A 14,438-nucleotide genomic window follows, 5' to 3' on the forward strand; every position below is an offset into this window, starting at 1 on the left:
GTGGGGGGCGGCGCCGACCCCACCTGGATCTTCGGTCCGACGTCCCCACAAGGGGGAGGTAGGGGTTAGCGCTCTCTTGCTCCCGTTCACTCGGCAATGAAAGTGGTGCAAGCCAATGAACGGCAGCACGACGCTTGTGTTTGCATGACCATCGGAAAACATGCAGACATGGCGCCGCCAACGACATGAGGCGAGTGGAGGGTATATGGCCGAGGTAGCAGTGCAGCGGGCGTCCGGGCGCGGCATCTGGGGATGGATGTTCTTCGATTGGGCGGCGCAGCCGTTCTTCACGGTCGTCACCACCTTCATCTTCGGCCCCTATTTCGTTTCGCGCATGGCGAGCGATCCCAACACCGGCCAGGCCGTCTGGGGTTATGGCATCGCCGCGGCCGGACTGGTCATCGCGATATTGTCGCCGATCCTTGGCTCGATCGCCGACCAGACCGGGCCGCGCAAGCCGTGGATTGCCTTCTTCGCCGCGATCAAGATCACCAGCCTTGCCTTGCTCTGGTTTGCCGCGCCCGGCTCGAACCTGTTCCTGATCGTGGCACTGTTTTCGCTGGCGTCGGTGGCTGCGGAATTCTCCACTGTGTTCAACGATTCGATGATGCCGCGGCTGGTGCCGAAGAGCGAGATCGGCCGCATCTCCAACATGGCCTGGGGCCTCGGCTATCTCGGTGGCATGATCGCGCTGATCTTCGTCGTCACCTGTCTCGCCGGCTCGCTGGAGACCGGCAAGACGATCATCGGCATTACCCCGCTGTTTGGGCTCGATCCGTATCTGGGCGAGGATGCGCGCGCCACCGGGCCGCTGTCGGCCGGCTGGTATTTCCTATTCATCCTGCCGATGTTCCTGTTCACACCCGACGCCATCAAGGGCATTCCGATCGGGCCGGCGGTGCGCGAGGGCCTGTTGGAGCTGAAATCGACTTTGGCCGAGGTGCGCAAGCGCGGTGGCATCTTCCGCTTTCTCGTCGCCCGCATGATCTACCAGGATGGCGTCAATGCGCTGCTGGCGCTTGGTGGCACCTTCGCGGCCGGCATGTTCCACTGGTCGATCACCGAGATCGGCATGTTCGGCATCATCCTCAATGTCGTTGCCATCTTCGGCTGCTGGATCGCGGCGCGGCTCGACACCGCGCTCGGCTCTAAGGCGGTGGTGATGATCGCGCTGGTCATGCTGTCGGTCGCCACAATCGGCGTCGTCTCGACTGGTCCGGGCTTCACGCTGCTCGGCCTGATCCAGCTCTCGACCGCCGATTCCGGCGGCCTGTTCGGCACGGCGGCCGAGAAGGCCTACATCCTGTACGGCCTGCTGATCGGCCTGGCTTTCGGCCCGGTACAGGCGTCGTCGCGTTCCTACATGGCGCGCAGCGTCACGGCGGCGGAATCCGGCCGCTATTTCGGCATCTACGCGCTGGCTGGCCGGGCAACCAGCTTCCTGGCGCCGTTCCTGGTGGCGACCATCACCGCGCTCAGCGATTCGGCGCGGCTCGGCATGGCCGTGATCATCCTGTTCCTCGGCATCGGCATGGCGATCCTGGTGAGGACGCCGTATCCGGCGGATCGGCCGGCGGAGTAGTGCCTTACCTTCCCCCTTGTGGGGAGGGTCGATCCGCGAAGCGGAGCGGGGCGGGGTCAGCGCCATCACCCCACCCCGGCGCGCTCGCAAGCGAGCGCACCGACCCCCCCATCGAGGGAGGGTAAACGCGCTCAGTGCCGGAAATGCCTGACCCCGGTAAACACCATCGCAATACCGTGTTCATCGGCCGCCGCAATGACGTCCTTGTCGTTCATCGAGCCGCCGGGCTGGATGACGGCGGTGGCGCCGGCTGCGACCGCGGCAAGCAGGCCGTCGGCGAAGGGGAAAAAGGCGTCGGAGGCGACGACCGAGCCCTTGGTCAGCGGTTCGGCCATGCCTGCTGCTTCCGCCGCATCGAGCGCCTTGCGGGCGGCGATGCGGGAGGAATCGACGCGGCTCATCTGGCCGGCGCCGATGCCCACGGTGGCGCCGTCTTTGGCGTAGACGATGGCGTTCGACTTGACGTGCTTGGCAACGCGGAAGGCGAATTTGAGATCGGCCATCTCCGCCGGTGTCGGCGCCCGCTTGGTCACCACTTTCAGTTCGAGGTCGTCGACCACGGCGTTGTCCCGGCCCTGGACGAGCAGGCCGCCCGCAACGGATTTGACCGTCGTGCCGGGCGAGCGCGGATCCGGCAGGCCGCCGGTGACCAGCAGGCGCAGGTTCTTCTTCGCGGCAACGATCGCCGCCGCCTCGTCTGTCGCATCGGGCGCGATGATCACCTCGGTGAAGGTCTTCACAATTTCCTCCGCCGCTTCGGCGTCAAGGGTGCGATTCACAGCGACGATGCCGCCGAAGGCCGAGACCGGGTCGCAAGCCAGCGCCTTGGCATAGGCCAATTTCAGCGAGGCGCCCTCGGCGACGCCACAGGGGTTGGCGTGCTTGATGATCGCCACAGCGGCGGAGCGGCTGGGATCGAACTCGCCGGCCAGTTCGAAGGCGGCGTCGGTGTCGTTGATGTTGTTGTAGGAGAGCTGCTTGCCCTGCAATTGCCGCGCCGTGGCGACGCCCGGCCGCTTGTCGCCATTGACGTAGAAGCCGGCGCCCTGGTGCGGGTTTTCGCCATAGCGCATCACCTCGGCCAGCCTGCCGCCGAAGGCGCGCCAGGTCGGATGCTCGATCTCCAGCGCCTCAGCGAACCAGCCGGAGATCGCCGCGTCATAGCTGGCGGTGCGGGCAAAGGCCTTGGCTGCCAGCTTCTTGCGGAAATCCAGCGACAGCGAGCCGATGTTCATCTCCAGTGCGTTCAGCACCGAGGCATAGTCGCCTGGGTCGGTGACGATGGCGACGTAGGCGTGGTTCTTGGCCGAGGCGCGGATCATCGCCGGGCCGCCAATGTCGATGTTCTCGACGATCGATGCATAGTCGGCGCCGGAGCGGCGGACTTCCTCGAACGGATAGAGATTGGAGACGAGGAGATCGATCGGCTCGATGCGGTGTTTGCGCATTGCCGCCGCATGCTCGGGGTCGTCGCGCACGCCAAGCAGTGCGCCGTGCACGGAAGGATGCAGCGTCTTGACCCGGCCATCCATGATCTCGGGAAAGCCGGTGAGCTCGGAGACGTCGCGCACCGCCAGACCTGCCTCGGCGAGAGCCTTGGCGGTGCCGCCGGTCGAGACCAGCTCGACACCGGCCGCGGCCAATGCCCTGGCGAAGTCGATGAGGCCGGTCTTGTCGAAAACCGAAAGCAAGGCACGGCGTACGGGAACGAGATCCGGTGCGGGAATGTTCTTGGCGGCGACGGCCATGGGCTGGCGGCCTTTCACGGCTGGTGTGGTGGATGCCCGCGCCCGTAGCACATGACATCAGGAAATCAAGCGTCGTGCACCATTCGGCGGTTTGATATGCAATTTGCCGGCCTCGGGTATAGGCTGATCTCCTCGCGATGGAGGAACACCGATGGCATTTGTCCGTATTGGCCAGTTCACGGCGTTACCGGATACGACGGAGCGGTTGCGGGCGATCTACGAAATCGAGGCGATCCCCGCTATCCGCGCCGCAACCGGCAACATCAGCGCCGTACTGTTGCAGCAGCATCAGGCGCGCGACGCGTTCATGGCAATCACCGTATGGAGCACTGTCGAGGACGCGGAGCGCTATGACCGCAGCGGTCAGGCGGCGGCGATGGTCGACAAGATCCGCTTCGCCTTCGCCGGTCCGCCGACGCTCAGCACCTATGATGCCTTCGGTATCCCGCAGCGGGATTGAGCGAGCCGGCCGCCCTCGCGCGGCAAATCAATTGTTTTCCGGATAGCCGGCGATGCTGGTTCGCGTCAGCTGCCAGTGGACTTCAGACACGTCGGACGCCTTGAAGGCAAGCACGATTTGCCGGCTTCGGCGCGGTCCACCAAGACCGGCGAAATAGATCGATTCCTCGACCTCGGGCACCACTTCGCTTGCGGTGAATACCCAGCTGTCGGCCTGATCGGCGGTCAGCACCAGCCGGTCGTGCTCGTCCTGTAAAAGGTTGATGTCGGGATGGACATGGAAGCGCACGGTGATGAAGTCACGGCCATTGTTGCGGATCGCGGCATTGGCGGGGCGCTGAAACCGGTCCCTGCCGGCCAGCACGTTGCCATTCGTAGACAGCTTCAGCTCACGCTCATGCAGGAAGCCGAAACGCGGGACATAGCCGTCATGACGGGCAATGAAACCCTGGACGCCCTTCTGGTCGATGCGCTTGCACTGCACATTCTGCGGGCCGCCGATCAGCGGCGAACCGAGCAGGTCGTTGACGCGCAGCGAATGGCTGAAGCGCGCCGACGAGGTGTCGTTGATGGTGGCGGTCGAGTGCGCGGCGGTGGCGCGCGCCAGCGGCCGGAACTCGGCGGCGCCATAGGTGTCGATGCCGGCATTGACGATGTAGTGCTGGCGGCCCGACGACAGTTCGAAGGCGAGGCAGCCGGCATGCGCGGCGTTGGACACGTCGACCGGCGGCGGCAGGCCAGTGTCGGCGATGACGGTTACGCCCCCCATCGACAGCCGCTCATAGCCCGAATGTGGCGCGTGCAGCAGCGGCGCGCCGGCAGTGTCGTCATGGCGCAATATGGTGGCGATGCGGTCATGGATGGTGGCGCCCATGCCGTTGAAGCGGGCGAGGCTGCCATCCTGGTGGCGAAAGAAGCGCAGCGCCGGCAGCATGCGGTCGATGGCGCCGATCAGTGCCTGCGGTGGGGCCTCCGCCTGGTTGGCGTAGGTCTGGCGCAGCGGCAAAAGGTCGGCGAGGATCTCCAGAACCGTCATCGGATTGCGCGAGATATGGCCGCCGTCGGCAAGGATCTGGCGGTTGAGTTCCTCAGCGAGGTTGCGGGTGGCGCCACGCAGCGCCGAAGCCGGCGCCGGCAGGGACAGCGCTGCGAAGGCCAACGCGATGCGGGCGCGCAGCCGGTCCTTGCCGTCGGGCATTTCACGCGCCATCGACCTGAGATAGCGGATCTGGACGGCCAGCGATTTCAGGAAAGCGCGGTAGAAGGGGAACTCGGCGCCCTGCAGCACGACGGAGGAATGCTGCAGCCAGGCGATGATGCGCTTGGCCGTCGTCCCGGGCTCCCAGGCGATGCCGGCAATGTTGTTGCCATGCATGGCGATCCAGTCGGACACCAGGGCACGCGCATTGGCGGCGGCAAGCTCGGTGCCGGCGGCGCGCATGTGGCGCAGCCAGCGAAAACCATGCAGCGTCTTTTGCCAGCCATGATTGGGCACGTTGATCTGGAAAGGCGACTTGCCGCCGGTCTCGACCAGATGCCCCGACAGCGGATAGCGGCCGTAATAGATCTCGAGCGCGATCTGCGGGTCGGCGAGGCGCAGGTCCGGTGGCGCGATCAGGACACGTTCGGGCGTGCGGCCGGAATAGCGCCAGCGATAGACCGGCCCGGCACGCAGGCGCCGGCGCGTCTTGCGCCAGAACTCCTTCGCGACCAGCGTCCACAGACGCGTCGTGTTGCCGGCAGCAAGTGCCAAAAGCCCTCCTGGTCGTCCTCTACCCCGGTGCGGAGTTTACATGATTGAACGAGTCGTGCGAAGGCGAATTCCTGGGAATGGGGTCGGTGCCCGATACCCTCCCTAAAAAAGTCAGCAAATTCTGCCGGTTAACTCCTTAGCCGGCTCGGCGCATGCGGGCGGCGAAGAAGCCGTCAAGGCCCGAGCGCTCCGGGGCACCGAGGTCGAGATCGGCGGGCGTGGTGCGCAGCGTGCCTTGCGCCGTCAGGAACGAATCGACGCCAGCGACCTCGCCCTGCTGCAGCGGATCGTCGACGACCGCCGCTGTGTCCTTGAGAAAAGCACGATGCAGGTCTTCGCCTTCGAGTGGGTCGAGCGAACAATTGGAAAAGACGATCCGGCCGCCGGGCCTAACCAGCGTGACGGCACGGGCGAGCAACCGCCCTTGCAGGTCGGCGAGCTTTTCGACATCGGCCGCCGTCTTGGTCCATGGCACGTCGGGGTGCCGGCGCACCGTGCCGGTCGACGAGCAGGGCGCATCGAGCAGCACGGCGTCGAACAGCTCCGCCGGCTCGTATTTGAGGAGGTCGGCCTGGAGGATTTCGGCCGACAGGCCGAGGCGGTCGAGATTCTGCGTCAGCCGGGCCAGCCGGTTCTTCGAGGTGTCGACGGCGGTGACCCTGGCGCCGGCCAGGATCAGCTGGGCGGTCTTGCCGCCAGGCGCGGCGCAGAGATCGGCGACACGCAACCCCCTGACATCGCCGAACAGCCGTGCCGGCAGACTGGCGGCAGCATCCTGGACCCACCAAGCGCCTTCCGCGAAGCCGGGCAGTTCGGTGACGGCCCCGGCAAGGTTTTCCACGCGCACCGTGCCGGTGGGCAAGACAATGCCGCCGAGCCTTCCGGCCCAGAGTTCGGGATCGGCCTTGACCGAGAAGTCGACCGGCGCCTCAACGCGATGGGCTGCGAGAATCTGCCTGGCCTTATCAGGGCCATAGGAGGCTTTCAGCCGGTCGGAAAACCATTTTGGCGCTTCGTCGGTGGCGGCAAGAGCCTTCGGCAGTTCAGTGTCCTTGGCACGTGCCAGGGTGCGCAGCACGCCGTTGACGAGGCCGGAAAAGCGCTGTGTGCGTGGATCGGACTTGGCGTGCGTCACCGCGAGGTCGACAGCGGCGCTGTCGGGAATGTCGAGGAACAGGATTTGTGCCGCCGCTACATGCAGTATGTGCGACAAAGCGGTGGCGTTGGGCGGCAGGGGCTTTTCCAGGCGTCGCGCCAGCAGCCCCGCAATGGTCATGCGGAAGCGCAGCGCGGTGACCAGGATGGCACGCACCAGGCCGCGGTCACGCAAATCGAGCGCTTTGTATTGCGGGTGGCCGTTTTCGTGGTCGGTCAATCCGTCGAGCGGCGTCCTGGCGTCGATGACGGCGGCAAGCAGCCGCGCCGCTGCCTTGCGGGCAGCAAGGCCGGCGACGAATTCGCCGCCGTCTTTATGGTCCTGATCGCCTGAGCCTGTGCGCCGAGGTGCTCCCACGCTCACGACCAGCGGCCTTTAGGCCCGGTCGGGTTGCGTCCCCATGGGTTGGGCTTCGGCGCGGCCGGCTCCGCCGGCTGTTCTGCTTGAGGCGCCTGACCCCACGGACCGGACGGCTGTTGCTCCTCGGCCTGCCGGGGCGCCGGCGCCTGGCGCGGCGCGGCCTGGGTGCTGCCGCCTGCCATCTGCCGTGCCATTTCCTGCAAAGCGGCGATGCGGTTGTCGGTGCTCGGATGGGTGGAGAACAGATTGTCCATGCGCTCGCCGTGCAGGGGATTGATGATGAAGAGATGCGCCATCGCCGGATTGCGTTCCGCATCGGGGTTGGGGATGCGTTCTGCTCCACGGGCGATCTTGTCAAGCGCCGATGCCAGCCACAGCGGGTGTCCACAGATTTCGGCGCCACGCCGGTCGGCCTCGTATTCGCGGGTGCGGCTGACCGCCATCTGCACGATCATGGCGGCAAAAGGCGCCACGATCATCGCGGCCAGCACGCCGACAAAGCCGAACGGGTTGTTGTCGCGGTTGCCGCCGAGGAAGAAGGCGAAATTGCCCAGCATCGAGATGGCGCCGGCAAAGGTGGCGACGATGGTCATGGTCAGCGTGTCGCGATGCTGCACATGCGCGAGCTCGTGCGCCATCACGGCCGCGACCTCTTCATGGGTCAGCCGCTGCAGCAGGCCGGTGGAGGCGGCGACCGCCGCGTTCTGCGGGTTGCGGCCGGTGGCGAAGGCGTTGGGCTGCGGATTGTCGATCAGGTAGGTCTTCGGCATCGGCAGCCCGGCCTGCTTGGCCAGTGCCTGGACGATGGCGTAATATTCAGGCGCGTTCTTCTCGTCGACCTCGACGGCGCGGTTCATCGACAGCACCATCTTGTCGGCGTTCCAGTAGCTGAACAGATTGGTGCCGGCGGCGATCACCAGCGCGATCATCATGCCGCCCGAACCGCCGATCAGAAAGCCGACGCCCATGAACAGCGCCGTCATCGCCGCAAGAAGCATGGCGGTGCGAAGGGTGTTCATCGTCTGCTCCTGTCGTGTCGGTGGCAAAAAGGGGTCGATCGTCTTGGGTTCATGGCTATATGATGGGAAACGCCTGCCCCTGTTTCAATCTTCGGGGAATATCGCATGACCGACGAAACCAGTAAAACGCCCGCCGGCCGGGATGACGGCGCGCCGTCAAAACAACTGACGCCCGCCGCCCGCCGCGCGCTGGCGGAAGCCGAGGCACGGCGGCAAGACTATCGCCAGAAGGAAGCCGCGCTGCCTCGGGAAATCGGCGGCCGCGGCGGCAAGGAACCCGGCCGCTACGGCGACTGGGAAGTCAAAGGCCTGACCAGCGATTTTTAGAGTGTGCCGATATTCAGGCGATGCCGGCCTGCAAACGGTGGTTGCCCGCGCTCCGGTGCCTCAAGCAGCGCTGCGCTGCGCCTCAAGCGCCAGCCAGCCGCGCTCGTCGACGGTGATGCCGACATTGTTGTAGCCCGCGATCGCGGCATGCTGCGTCGGCAGCGGGTGCGAGTGCGTGGCGCTGATCACCATGACCGCGGCTTGGGCGGCCTCCGCCGCCGCGATGCCTGCCGGGGCATCCTCGAACACCAGGCAGTCGCGCGCATCGAAGCCGAGCCGTTGCGCGCCAAGCCGGAAGCAGTCGGGGGCCGGCTTGCCACGGGAAACGTCTTCCGCCGCAACGATGACCGCCGGGACAGGAATGCCGGCAGCCTCCATGCGTGCAAGCGCCAGGGAGCGCGGCGCCGAGGTGACGATCGCCCAGCTTTCACCGGGCAACGCCTTGAGAAACGCCACGGCCCCGGCGATCGGGATAATGCCCTCCAGATCGGCGGCCTCGGCCTGCAGCAGCAGGTCCGCCTCATGCGCCGGGTCGACGCCTGGAAGGGCAAGGTTGGTGATGGTCTCGATCGCCCGCACACCGTGGATTGTCGGCAGGAAGGCGGCGACGTCGAGGCCATGGCGGCGCGCCCAGTCGCTCCACACCCGCTCCGCCGAGGCGATGGAATTGATGAGGGTGCCGTCCATATCGAAGAGAAAGGCGGCGAATTTTCTGCCAGCAAACATGATTTTCCTTGAAGTCCGGGAGAGTGTGTCGAGGGAGGGTGCAACCGTAACGTCAAGGTACGGCCATGGAAAGGCACGCGGGCGTATTTTGCGGGCGATCCAGGGAACCACAGCCAGCTTGCGGCGTTTCAACGGCATTGTTTTCCATGACGATCGAAGGGGACCTGCGATGCTGATCCGGCTCGGCTACGAAATCTCCATTGAATGCGCCGAGCCCACTCCGGTGATTTCGCTGCTCGAGATCCACAAGGACAGGCAGGCCGACATCAAGCGGCAGACGCGGGTGCTGACATCGCCTTCGGTGCCGACCAGGCTCTACCAGGATCTGCATGGCAATGGCTGCCGCCGCTTCACCGCACCGGCCGGCACCTTTCGCATCCTCTACGATGCAGTGATCGAAGACAGTGGCGAGACGGACGAGGTCAACACGCTGGCCCGGGAAATGCCGGTAGCCGAATTGCCCGACGAGGTGCTCGGCTATCTCTTGGGCAGTCGCTATTGCGAGACCGATCATCTCAGCCATCTCGCCTGGCAGTTGTTTGGTCATCTTCCCTCCGGCTGGGCGCGGGTGCAGGCGATCGTCGACTATGTCCACAACCGGCTCTCATTCGGCTACGGCTATGCGCGTTCGACCCGCACGGCGGCACAGGCGCATGAGGAACGGGTCGGCGTCTGCCGCGACTTCGCCCATCTGGCGATCACGCTCTGCCGTTGCATGAACATTCCGGCGCGTTATGTGAACGGCTATCTCGGCGACATCGGCGTGCCGATCGATCCGGCGCCGATGGACTTCTCGGCCTGGATGGAAGTGTTCCTCGACGGCAAGTGGTACACGTTCGATCCACGCCACAACCGGCCGAGGACCGGCCGCGTCGTCATCGCGCGCGGCCGCGACGCCACCGACGTGCCCTTGCTGCACAGCTTCGGCCCGCACCGGCTCAGCCTGTTCAAGGTGTGGACCTATGAGCAGGAGGGCAATTTGTTCAATCCGCCCCATCACGGCATCGACCGGACGGTCAGCGCACAGATGCTCGCTTAGTCCTTCGTACCGTTTTGTGTTTCACAACCTCGGGACGGTTGGCCCGCTTCGGCACAGAAGGCCTGTGCCGCAACAGGACGTTATGGAGCATTCCGCCATCGCCTCGATACGAGCATGGTAAGCGATCCGTAAACGCCGCAGAAACCGCGTTCTCCCGTTTACCGGTCATTCACCTTTGTAAAGAGCGAAATCCAACAAAAACAACAGGTTGATTGTCTATGGCTTAGTTCCGGCGCCCGACGAGCGGCTTCCGGCTGGAATCCTGCATTGCCCTCACTGCGGCGACGAGGCCGAGGCATGCGGAGGCTGTTGGATGCGAAATTACGGGGGTCTTGTTCACGCGGTCGGCGGGTTCGCCAGACACAGCGGTGGAAATTTCACAATCCTGTTCGGCTTTGCTGCCTCGGTCTTGGCGCTGGCCGCCGGCTTCTCGGTCAACATCTCGCAGCTCTACAACGCCAAATCGAGCCTGCAGGGCGTCGTCGACGCCGCGGTGACATCGACGGCGCGCGACCTGACGACCGGGGTCATCAAGGAAGCCGATGCCAGCAAGGCTGTGCAGAACTTTCTCGTGGCCAACAGCACGGCGGGCATTCTGCAACCCGACCAGATCGTGCTCGACAAGCTTGTTGTCGACAGGACCGCCAACACGGTGCAGGCGGACGTCCATGTCGATGTCGCCGTGTTCTTCCCGGTCTTCGGCATGGGCGACACGAAGCGCGTCACCGCGTCGACAACATCGCTTTATTCGGACAAGACCATCGAAGTGGCGATGATGCTCGATGTGACCGGATCGATGGCCGCCAACTGGTGGGCCAAGACCGACAAAATCGGTGACCTGCAAACGGCCGCTTCGGCGGCTGTCGAGGACCTGCTGGACAACAACATCGATCCAAAGAATCCGCGCGTGCGCGTGGCCATTGTTCCCTATGCCGAGGCGGTGAATGCAGGCGGCCTCGCGGACAGCGTTTTCGTTGAGCAGCCGGGAGGCTCGAATCTGCCGCCACCGGTGGATACGCCGATCCAGGTGGACTCATCCGTGCCCACGCGGCCCGACAATTGTGCCACAGAGCGCAAGGACAAGGATGGCTATGCCGATTATTCGTCCGACGGGCCGTCGGCGCCGCGCCTGAACAACCAGGGCAAGACCTATCTCGCCAAGATCAATCGTGACGATCGTATGGGAAGCTGTCCGAAGCCGGAGCTCATTCCGCTCTCAGCCGACAAGCAGAAATTGCTGAACACCATTGCGAGTTTCAAGGCGGGTGGCGTGACCGCAGGCGGCATTGCCGTGCAATGGGGCTACTACATGCTTTCACCCAACTGGCGCTCGACGATCGTCGACGCCAGGCTGGGTGCCGGCCCCGCCAATTTTGACAGTAGGAAAGTCGGCAAGGTCGCCATCCTGATGACGGACGGCCAGTTCAACACGGCCTTTGCCGGCGGACGCGGCGCGCCCAGATCGCAGAATGCAGGCCAGATGTCGCGAAGCAATGCCGAAAACATCTGCGACAGCATGAAGCGCGACGGCATCGAGATCTTCACCATCGGCTTCGACCTCGACGATCCGTCTATGACTTCGACCGAACGGGATCAGGCGAAGAGCGTGCTCCAGGATTGCTCGACCGCGGACACGTCCACGCTAAAGCACTATTACGAGGCGGCCACGGGTTCCGAGTTGAACGACGCGTTCAATGCCATCGTGCAGAACATCGAGCGGCTGACCATCGCCAAGTGAATTTTGAACACCAGCTGGTCTTTCGCAATGGCCAAAGGAAAAGGCCGCCGCTTCTTTCGAAGCCGGCGGCCTTCCGTGTTTCCGTCCATGGCGCGGCCTGTGGCGGCAACCCCTTCGGGTTACCTGCCGCGCATCTCGCGCCTTAACGGGAAGACTGCTTCCCGAAAGTGCAATCCGCTGAGGCCACGTTCTGGAAAACGAAATCACTCGACATCGGATCACCTCCTTTCGATTTGTTGAACACACAGACATGATGGGGTGCGTTGCAGCAAATGACAAGTGCCATGCATAAAAAGGCGCCCCGCCATAAAATGGCGCCCAGCCAGATCCGCGTGCTTCGGCTTGCGATCCAAGGCCCAAACGGACAACATGGCGTTATCGGGTCACGGGAGGGACCATGGACGCCACCGAGAGAGCCGCGCGCATCGTTCGCACCGTGATCGAGGCGCTGAAACCGGGTTTTGCCGTCAAGCTGTGGACCGGTGAGCGGATCGGTCCCGCCGGCGGTCCGGTGCTTGCCATCAACGATCAGGACATTGTCTGGCAGCTGGCCCGCCGGCCGAATTTCACGACGCTGCTGGAGATGTGGATTTCCCGGACGATCGACGTGGAAGACGGATCGCTGTTCGATCTTTACGCCTTGCCGTCCAAGGGAAAGCTGAGACTGAAGGCGTTGCCGAAACTGGCGATCCTGCGCGACCTGCCCGCCGTCCTGTTCTCGCGCAAACAGATGACGAAACGGGCCGATCTGGCCGGACGCAATCCCTTCGTCAGCGGGTCGAACAAGCAGGCGATCGAACATCACTACGACATTTCGAACGCCTTCTACCGCCTCTTCCTCGACGAGCGCATGGTCTACACCTGCGCCTACTTCACTGATTTCGCCAACGGCATCGACCAGGCGCAGAAGGACAAGCTCGACCATATCTGCCGCAAGCTCAGGCTGAAGCCGGGCGACCGGCTGCTCGACATAGGCTGCGGCTGGGGCGCCATGCTGATCCATGCCGCCAAGCACTATGGCGCCATCGGCCACGGTGTCTCGCTGTCGGAGGAACAGACCCGGCTGGCACGCGAGCGCATCCGCGCCGAGGGGCTGGAGGACAGGATCACCATCGACATAAAATCCTACACCGAGCTCGACGGCAGCTATGACAAGATCTCGTCGATCGGCATGTTCGAGGCCGTCGGTCTCGCCAACCACGCCACCTATTTCTCGTCCGTCCATCGCCTGCTGAAGCCGGGCGGCATCTATCTGCACCACGCCATCACAAGGCGCGGCAAGGGTGGCACGCGCAAGACTTTGCGCAAGGGCGCGGAGTACAAGGCGCTCATTAAATACATCTTCCCCGGCGGCGAGGTCGACACGATCGGCATGACGCTCGGCAATCTCGAGGCGCACGGCTTCCTCGTTGCCGATGTCGAGAATCTGCGCGAGCACTATGCCCGCACCTGCAGGCTGTGGGCCGAGCGCCTGCAGGCGCGTTTCGAAGAGGCGATCGCCGAGGTCGGCGAGCCCAAGGCTCGGCTGTGGCTGCTTTACCTCACCGGCTGTTCGATCACCTTCGATCGCGGCTCGGCGCAGATTTTCCAGACCGTCGTCACCAAGCGCGCGCGGGGGCCGAGCGGCCTGCCGCCGACACGGGCCGACCTTTATCGGTAGCCGGGAGTTCGCGCCTTACTCGGCGATGCCAAGTGAGGCGATGTAGGCCGCCGAGGCCGGGATCTTGGACTTGTCCCTGATCTCGATGATGAGGCGCGGACTGCTTTCGAGCTTCGCCAACGCGGCAAAGACCGAGCGCCATGGAAGCGTGCCTTCGCCGAGGCTCCAGTGACGATCGGCATGGCCGTCGGCATCCTGCAAATGGACGTGACGCAGGCGGTTGCCGGCGGCATGCACATAGTAATCGACCGGCGGCGCACCGGTCGAACCATGGGCATAATAGGCATGGCCAGTGTCGATCGAGACGGCGACCGCCGGGGAGTTGAAGCTGTCGGCCAATACCACGCGGATATGCGGGTCCTTGTCCTCGATGTTCTCCAGAACCATCGTGCAGCCGATGTCCTCGGCCCGCCTGACGGCATCACGTAGAGTGAGCTGGCAATAGTCGATGATTTTCTCGCGCTCGCCGGGATTGTTGTCGAGATTGTTATAGGACCAGGTCGTATAGGGGCTGTGAACAACCATCTGCGTCGCACCGATGGCGGCGCAGACCTCGATGCCCTGGACCAGACGCTTGCTGACGACATCGCGAATATCGGGGTCCTGCGAGGCAATGGTGAAGCCCCAGAAAGGTCCGTGAATTCCAAGCCGTCCCTGATGGCCGTCAAGAAGTTCTCTGGCTCGCTCGGCGAGCGGTGCCCAGTCGCCGTTGAGAACACTGGCCTCGGCAAAGCTCTGCAATTCAAGGTCACGCTGTTTTTCGAAGAGCCAGTCGCGATGGATTTCGAGGTCGTCAAGCGTCATGGCGGCGCCGAGAATGGGCAGAGGGGTCATCGGGACTCCGATCGGTGAGATTTCAAGATGTCGGGCA

The 14,438-nt window shown here is 64.2% G+C and carries 12 protein-coding genes; 6 read left to right on the forward strand and 6 right to left on the reverse strand.

All coding sequences use genetic code 11. The annotated features are described in order from the left end of the window. Nucleotides 1-205: 205 nt before the first annotated feature. Nucleotides 206-1,582: an MFS transporter gene (locus AC04SF_RS19780; RefSeq protein WP_488479192.1), complete on the forward strand. Its 1,377-nt coding sequence runs from the start codon at nt 206-208 to the stop codon at nt 1,580-1,582. 131 nt (nt 1,583-1,713) lie between these two features. Here AC04SF_RS19780 and purH read toward each other — a convergent pair whose 3' ends face one another. After that, nucleotides 1,714-3,330, reverse strand: coding sequence for a bifunctional phosphoribosylaminoimidazolecarboxamide formyltransferase/IMP cyclohydrolase (gene purH / locus AC04SF_RS19785; RefSeq protein WP_488479193.1), 1,617 nt, complete (start codon nt 3,328-3,330; stop codon nt 1,714-1,716). Between the two features lie 151 nt (nt 3,331-3,481). Here purH and AC04SF_RS19790 point away from each other — a divergent pair, with 151 nt between their 5' ends. Next, a complete protein-coding gene (locus AC04SF_RS19790; RefSeq protein WP_488479194.1) occupies nt 3,482-3,790 on the forward strand; it encodes a putative quinol monooxygenase in 309 nt (102 codons plus the stop codon). 27 nt (nt 3,791-3,817) lie between these two features. On the opposite strand, the gene AC04SF_RS19795 is transcribed toward AC04SF_RS19790, so the two are convergent. The 3 genes from AC04SF_RS19795 to htpX all read right to left on the reverse strand — a co-directional run bounded on the left by AC04SF_RS19795 (nt 3,818) and on the right by htpX (nt 8,077). Then, nucleotides 3,818-5,542 (reverse strand): heparinase II/III family protein, encoded by a 1,725-nt coding sequence (locus tag AC04SF_RS19795; protein ID WP_488479195.1) that lies wholly within the window; start codon nt 5,540-5,542, stop codon nt 3,818-3,820. A 136-nt stretch (nt 5,543-5,678) separates the two neighbouring features. Next, nucleotides 5,679-7,067, reverse strand: a complete 1,389-nt coding sequence (locus tag AC04SF_RS19800; protein WP_488479452.1) for an RsmB/NOP family class I SAM-dependent RNA methyltransferase — start codon at nt 7,065-7,067, stop codon at nt 5,679-5,681. After that, nucleotides 7,058-8,077: a zinc metalloprotease HtpX gene (gene htpX / locus AC04SF_RS19805; RefSeq protein WP_488479196.1), complete on the reverse strand. Its 1,020-nt coding sequence runs from the start codon at nt 8,075-8,077 to the stop codon at nt 7,058-7,060. Before htpX ends, AC04SF_RS19800 begins: the two co-directional genes overlap by 10 nt. Before the next feature lie 105 nt (nt 8,078-8,182). Between htpX and AC04SF_RS19810 the strand changes: the two genes are divergently transcribed. Beyond that, entirely contained in the window at nt 8,183-8,404 is a 222-nt protein-coding gene (locus AC04SF_RS19810; RefSeq protein ID WP_488479197.1) for a DUF1674 domain-containing protein, read from the forward strand. 60 nt (nt 8,405-8,464) lie between these two features. Here AC04SF_RS19810 and AC04SF_RS19815 read toward each other — a convergent pair whose 3' ends face one another. Continuing rightward, nucleotides 8,465-9,130, reverse strand: a complete 666-nt coding sequence (locus AC04SF_RS19815) for an HAD-IA family hydrolase (RefSeq protein WP_488479198.1) — start codon at nt 9,128-9,130, stop codon at nt 8,465-8,467. Nucleotides 9,131-9,299: 169 nt separating this feature from the next. Between AC04SF_RS19815 and AC04SF_RS19820 the strand changes: the two genes are divergently transcribed. The 3 genes from AC04SF_RS19820 to AC04SF_RS19830 all read left to right on the forward strand — a co-directional run bounded on the left by AC04SF_RS19820 (nt 9,300) and on the right by AC04SF_RS19830 (nt 13,567). Continuing rightward, entirely contained in the window at nt 9,300-10,169 is an 870-nt protein-coding gene (locus AC04SF_RS19820; RefSeq protein ID WP_488479199.1) for a transglutaminase-like domain-containing protein, read from the forward strand. 313 nt (nt 10,170-10,482) lie between these two features. Next, nucleotides 10,483-11,907 carry a pilus assembly protein TadG-related protein gene (locus tag AC04SF_RS19825; protein ID WP_488479200.1) on the forward strand — a complete coding sequence of 475 codons (1,425 nt, stop codon included), beginning with the start codon at nt 10,483-10,485 and terminating at the stop codon, nt 11,905-11,907. Nucleotides 11,908-12,304: 397 nt separating this feature from the next. Then, nucleotides 12,305-13,567, forward strand: coding sequence for a class I SAM-dependent methyltransferase (locus AC04SF_RS19830; RefSeq protein WP_488479201.1), 1,263 nt, complete (start codon nt 12,305-12,307; stop codon nt 13,565-13,567). A 15-nt stretch (nt 13,568-13,582) separates the two neighbouring features. Here AC04SF_RS19830 and AC04SF_RS19835 read toward each other — a convergent pair whose 3' ends face one another. After that, nucleotides 13,583-14,401, reverse strand: coding sequence for a sugar phosphate isomerase/epimerase family protein (locus tag AC04SF_RS19835; RefSeq protein WP_488479202.1), 819 nt, complete (start codon nt 14,399-14,401; stop codon nt 13,583-13,585). Nucleotides 14,402-14,438 lie beyond the last annotated feature (37 nt).

It is taken from the genome of Mesorhizobium sp. CNPSo 4671, from assembly GCF_057784245.1.

Coding starts and splice junctions, on each gene's coding strand:
- AC04SF_RS19810 (WP_488479197.1), top strand. CDS start 8,183: ATGACCGACGAAACCAGTAAAACGCCCGCCGGCCGGGATGACGGCGCG.
- AC04SF_RS19825 (WP_488479200.1), top strand. CDS start 10,483: ATGCGAAATTACGGGGGTCTTGTTCACGCGGTCGGCGGGTTCGCCAGA.
- AC04SF_RS19835 (WP_488479202.1), bottom strand. CDS start 14,401: ATGACCCCTCTGCCCATTCTCGGCGCCGCCATGACGCTTGACGACCTC.
- purH (WP_488479193.1), bottom strand. CDS start 3,330: ATGGCCGTCGCCGCCAAGAACATTCCCGCACCGGATCTCGTTCCCGTA.
- htpX (WP_488479196.1), bottom strand. CDS start 8,077: ATGAACACCCTTCGCACCGCCATGCTTCTTGCGGCGATGACGGCGCTG.
- AC04SF_RS19815 (WP_488479198.1), bottom strand. CDS start 9,130: ATGTTTGCTGGCAGAAAATTCGCCGCCTTTCTCTTCGATATGGACGGC.
- AC04SF_RS19820 (WP_488479199.1), top strand. CDS start 9,300: ATGCTGATCCGGCTCGGCTACGAAATCTCCATTGAATGCGCCGAGCCC.
- AC04SF_RS19830 (WP_488479201.1), top strand. CDS start 12,305: ATGGACGCCACCGAGAGAGCCGCGCGCATCGTTCGCACCGTGATCGAG.
- AC04SF_RS19790 (WP_488479194.1), top strand. CDS start 3,482: ATGGCATTTGTCCGTATTGGCCAGTTCACGGCGTTACCGGATACGACG.
- AC04SF_RS19780 (WP_488479192.1), top strand. CDS start 206: ATGGCCGAGGTAGCAGTGCAGCGGGCGTCCGGGCGCGGCATCTGGGGA.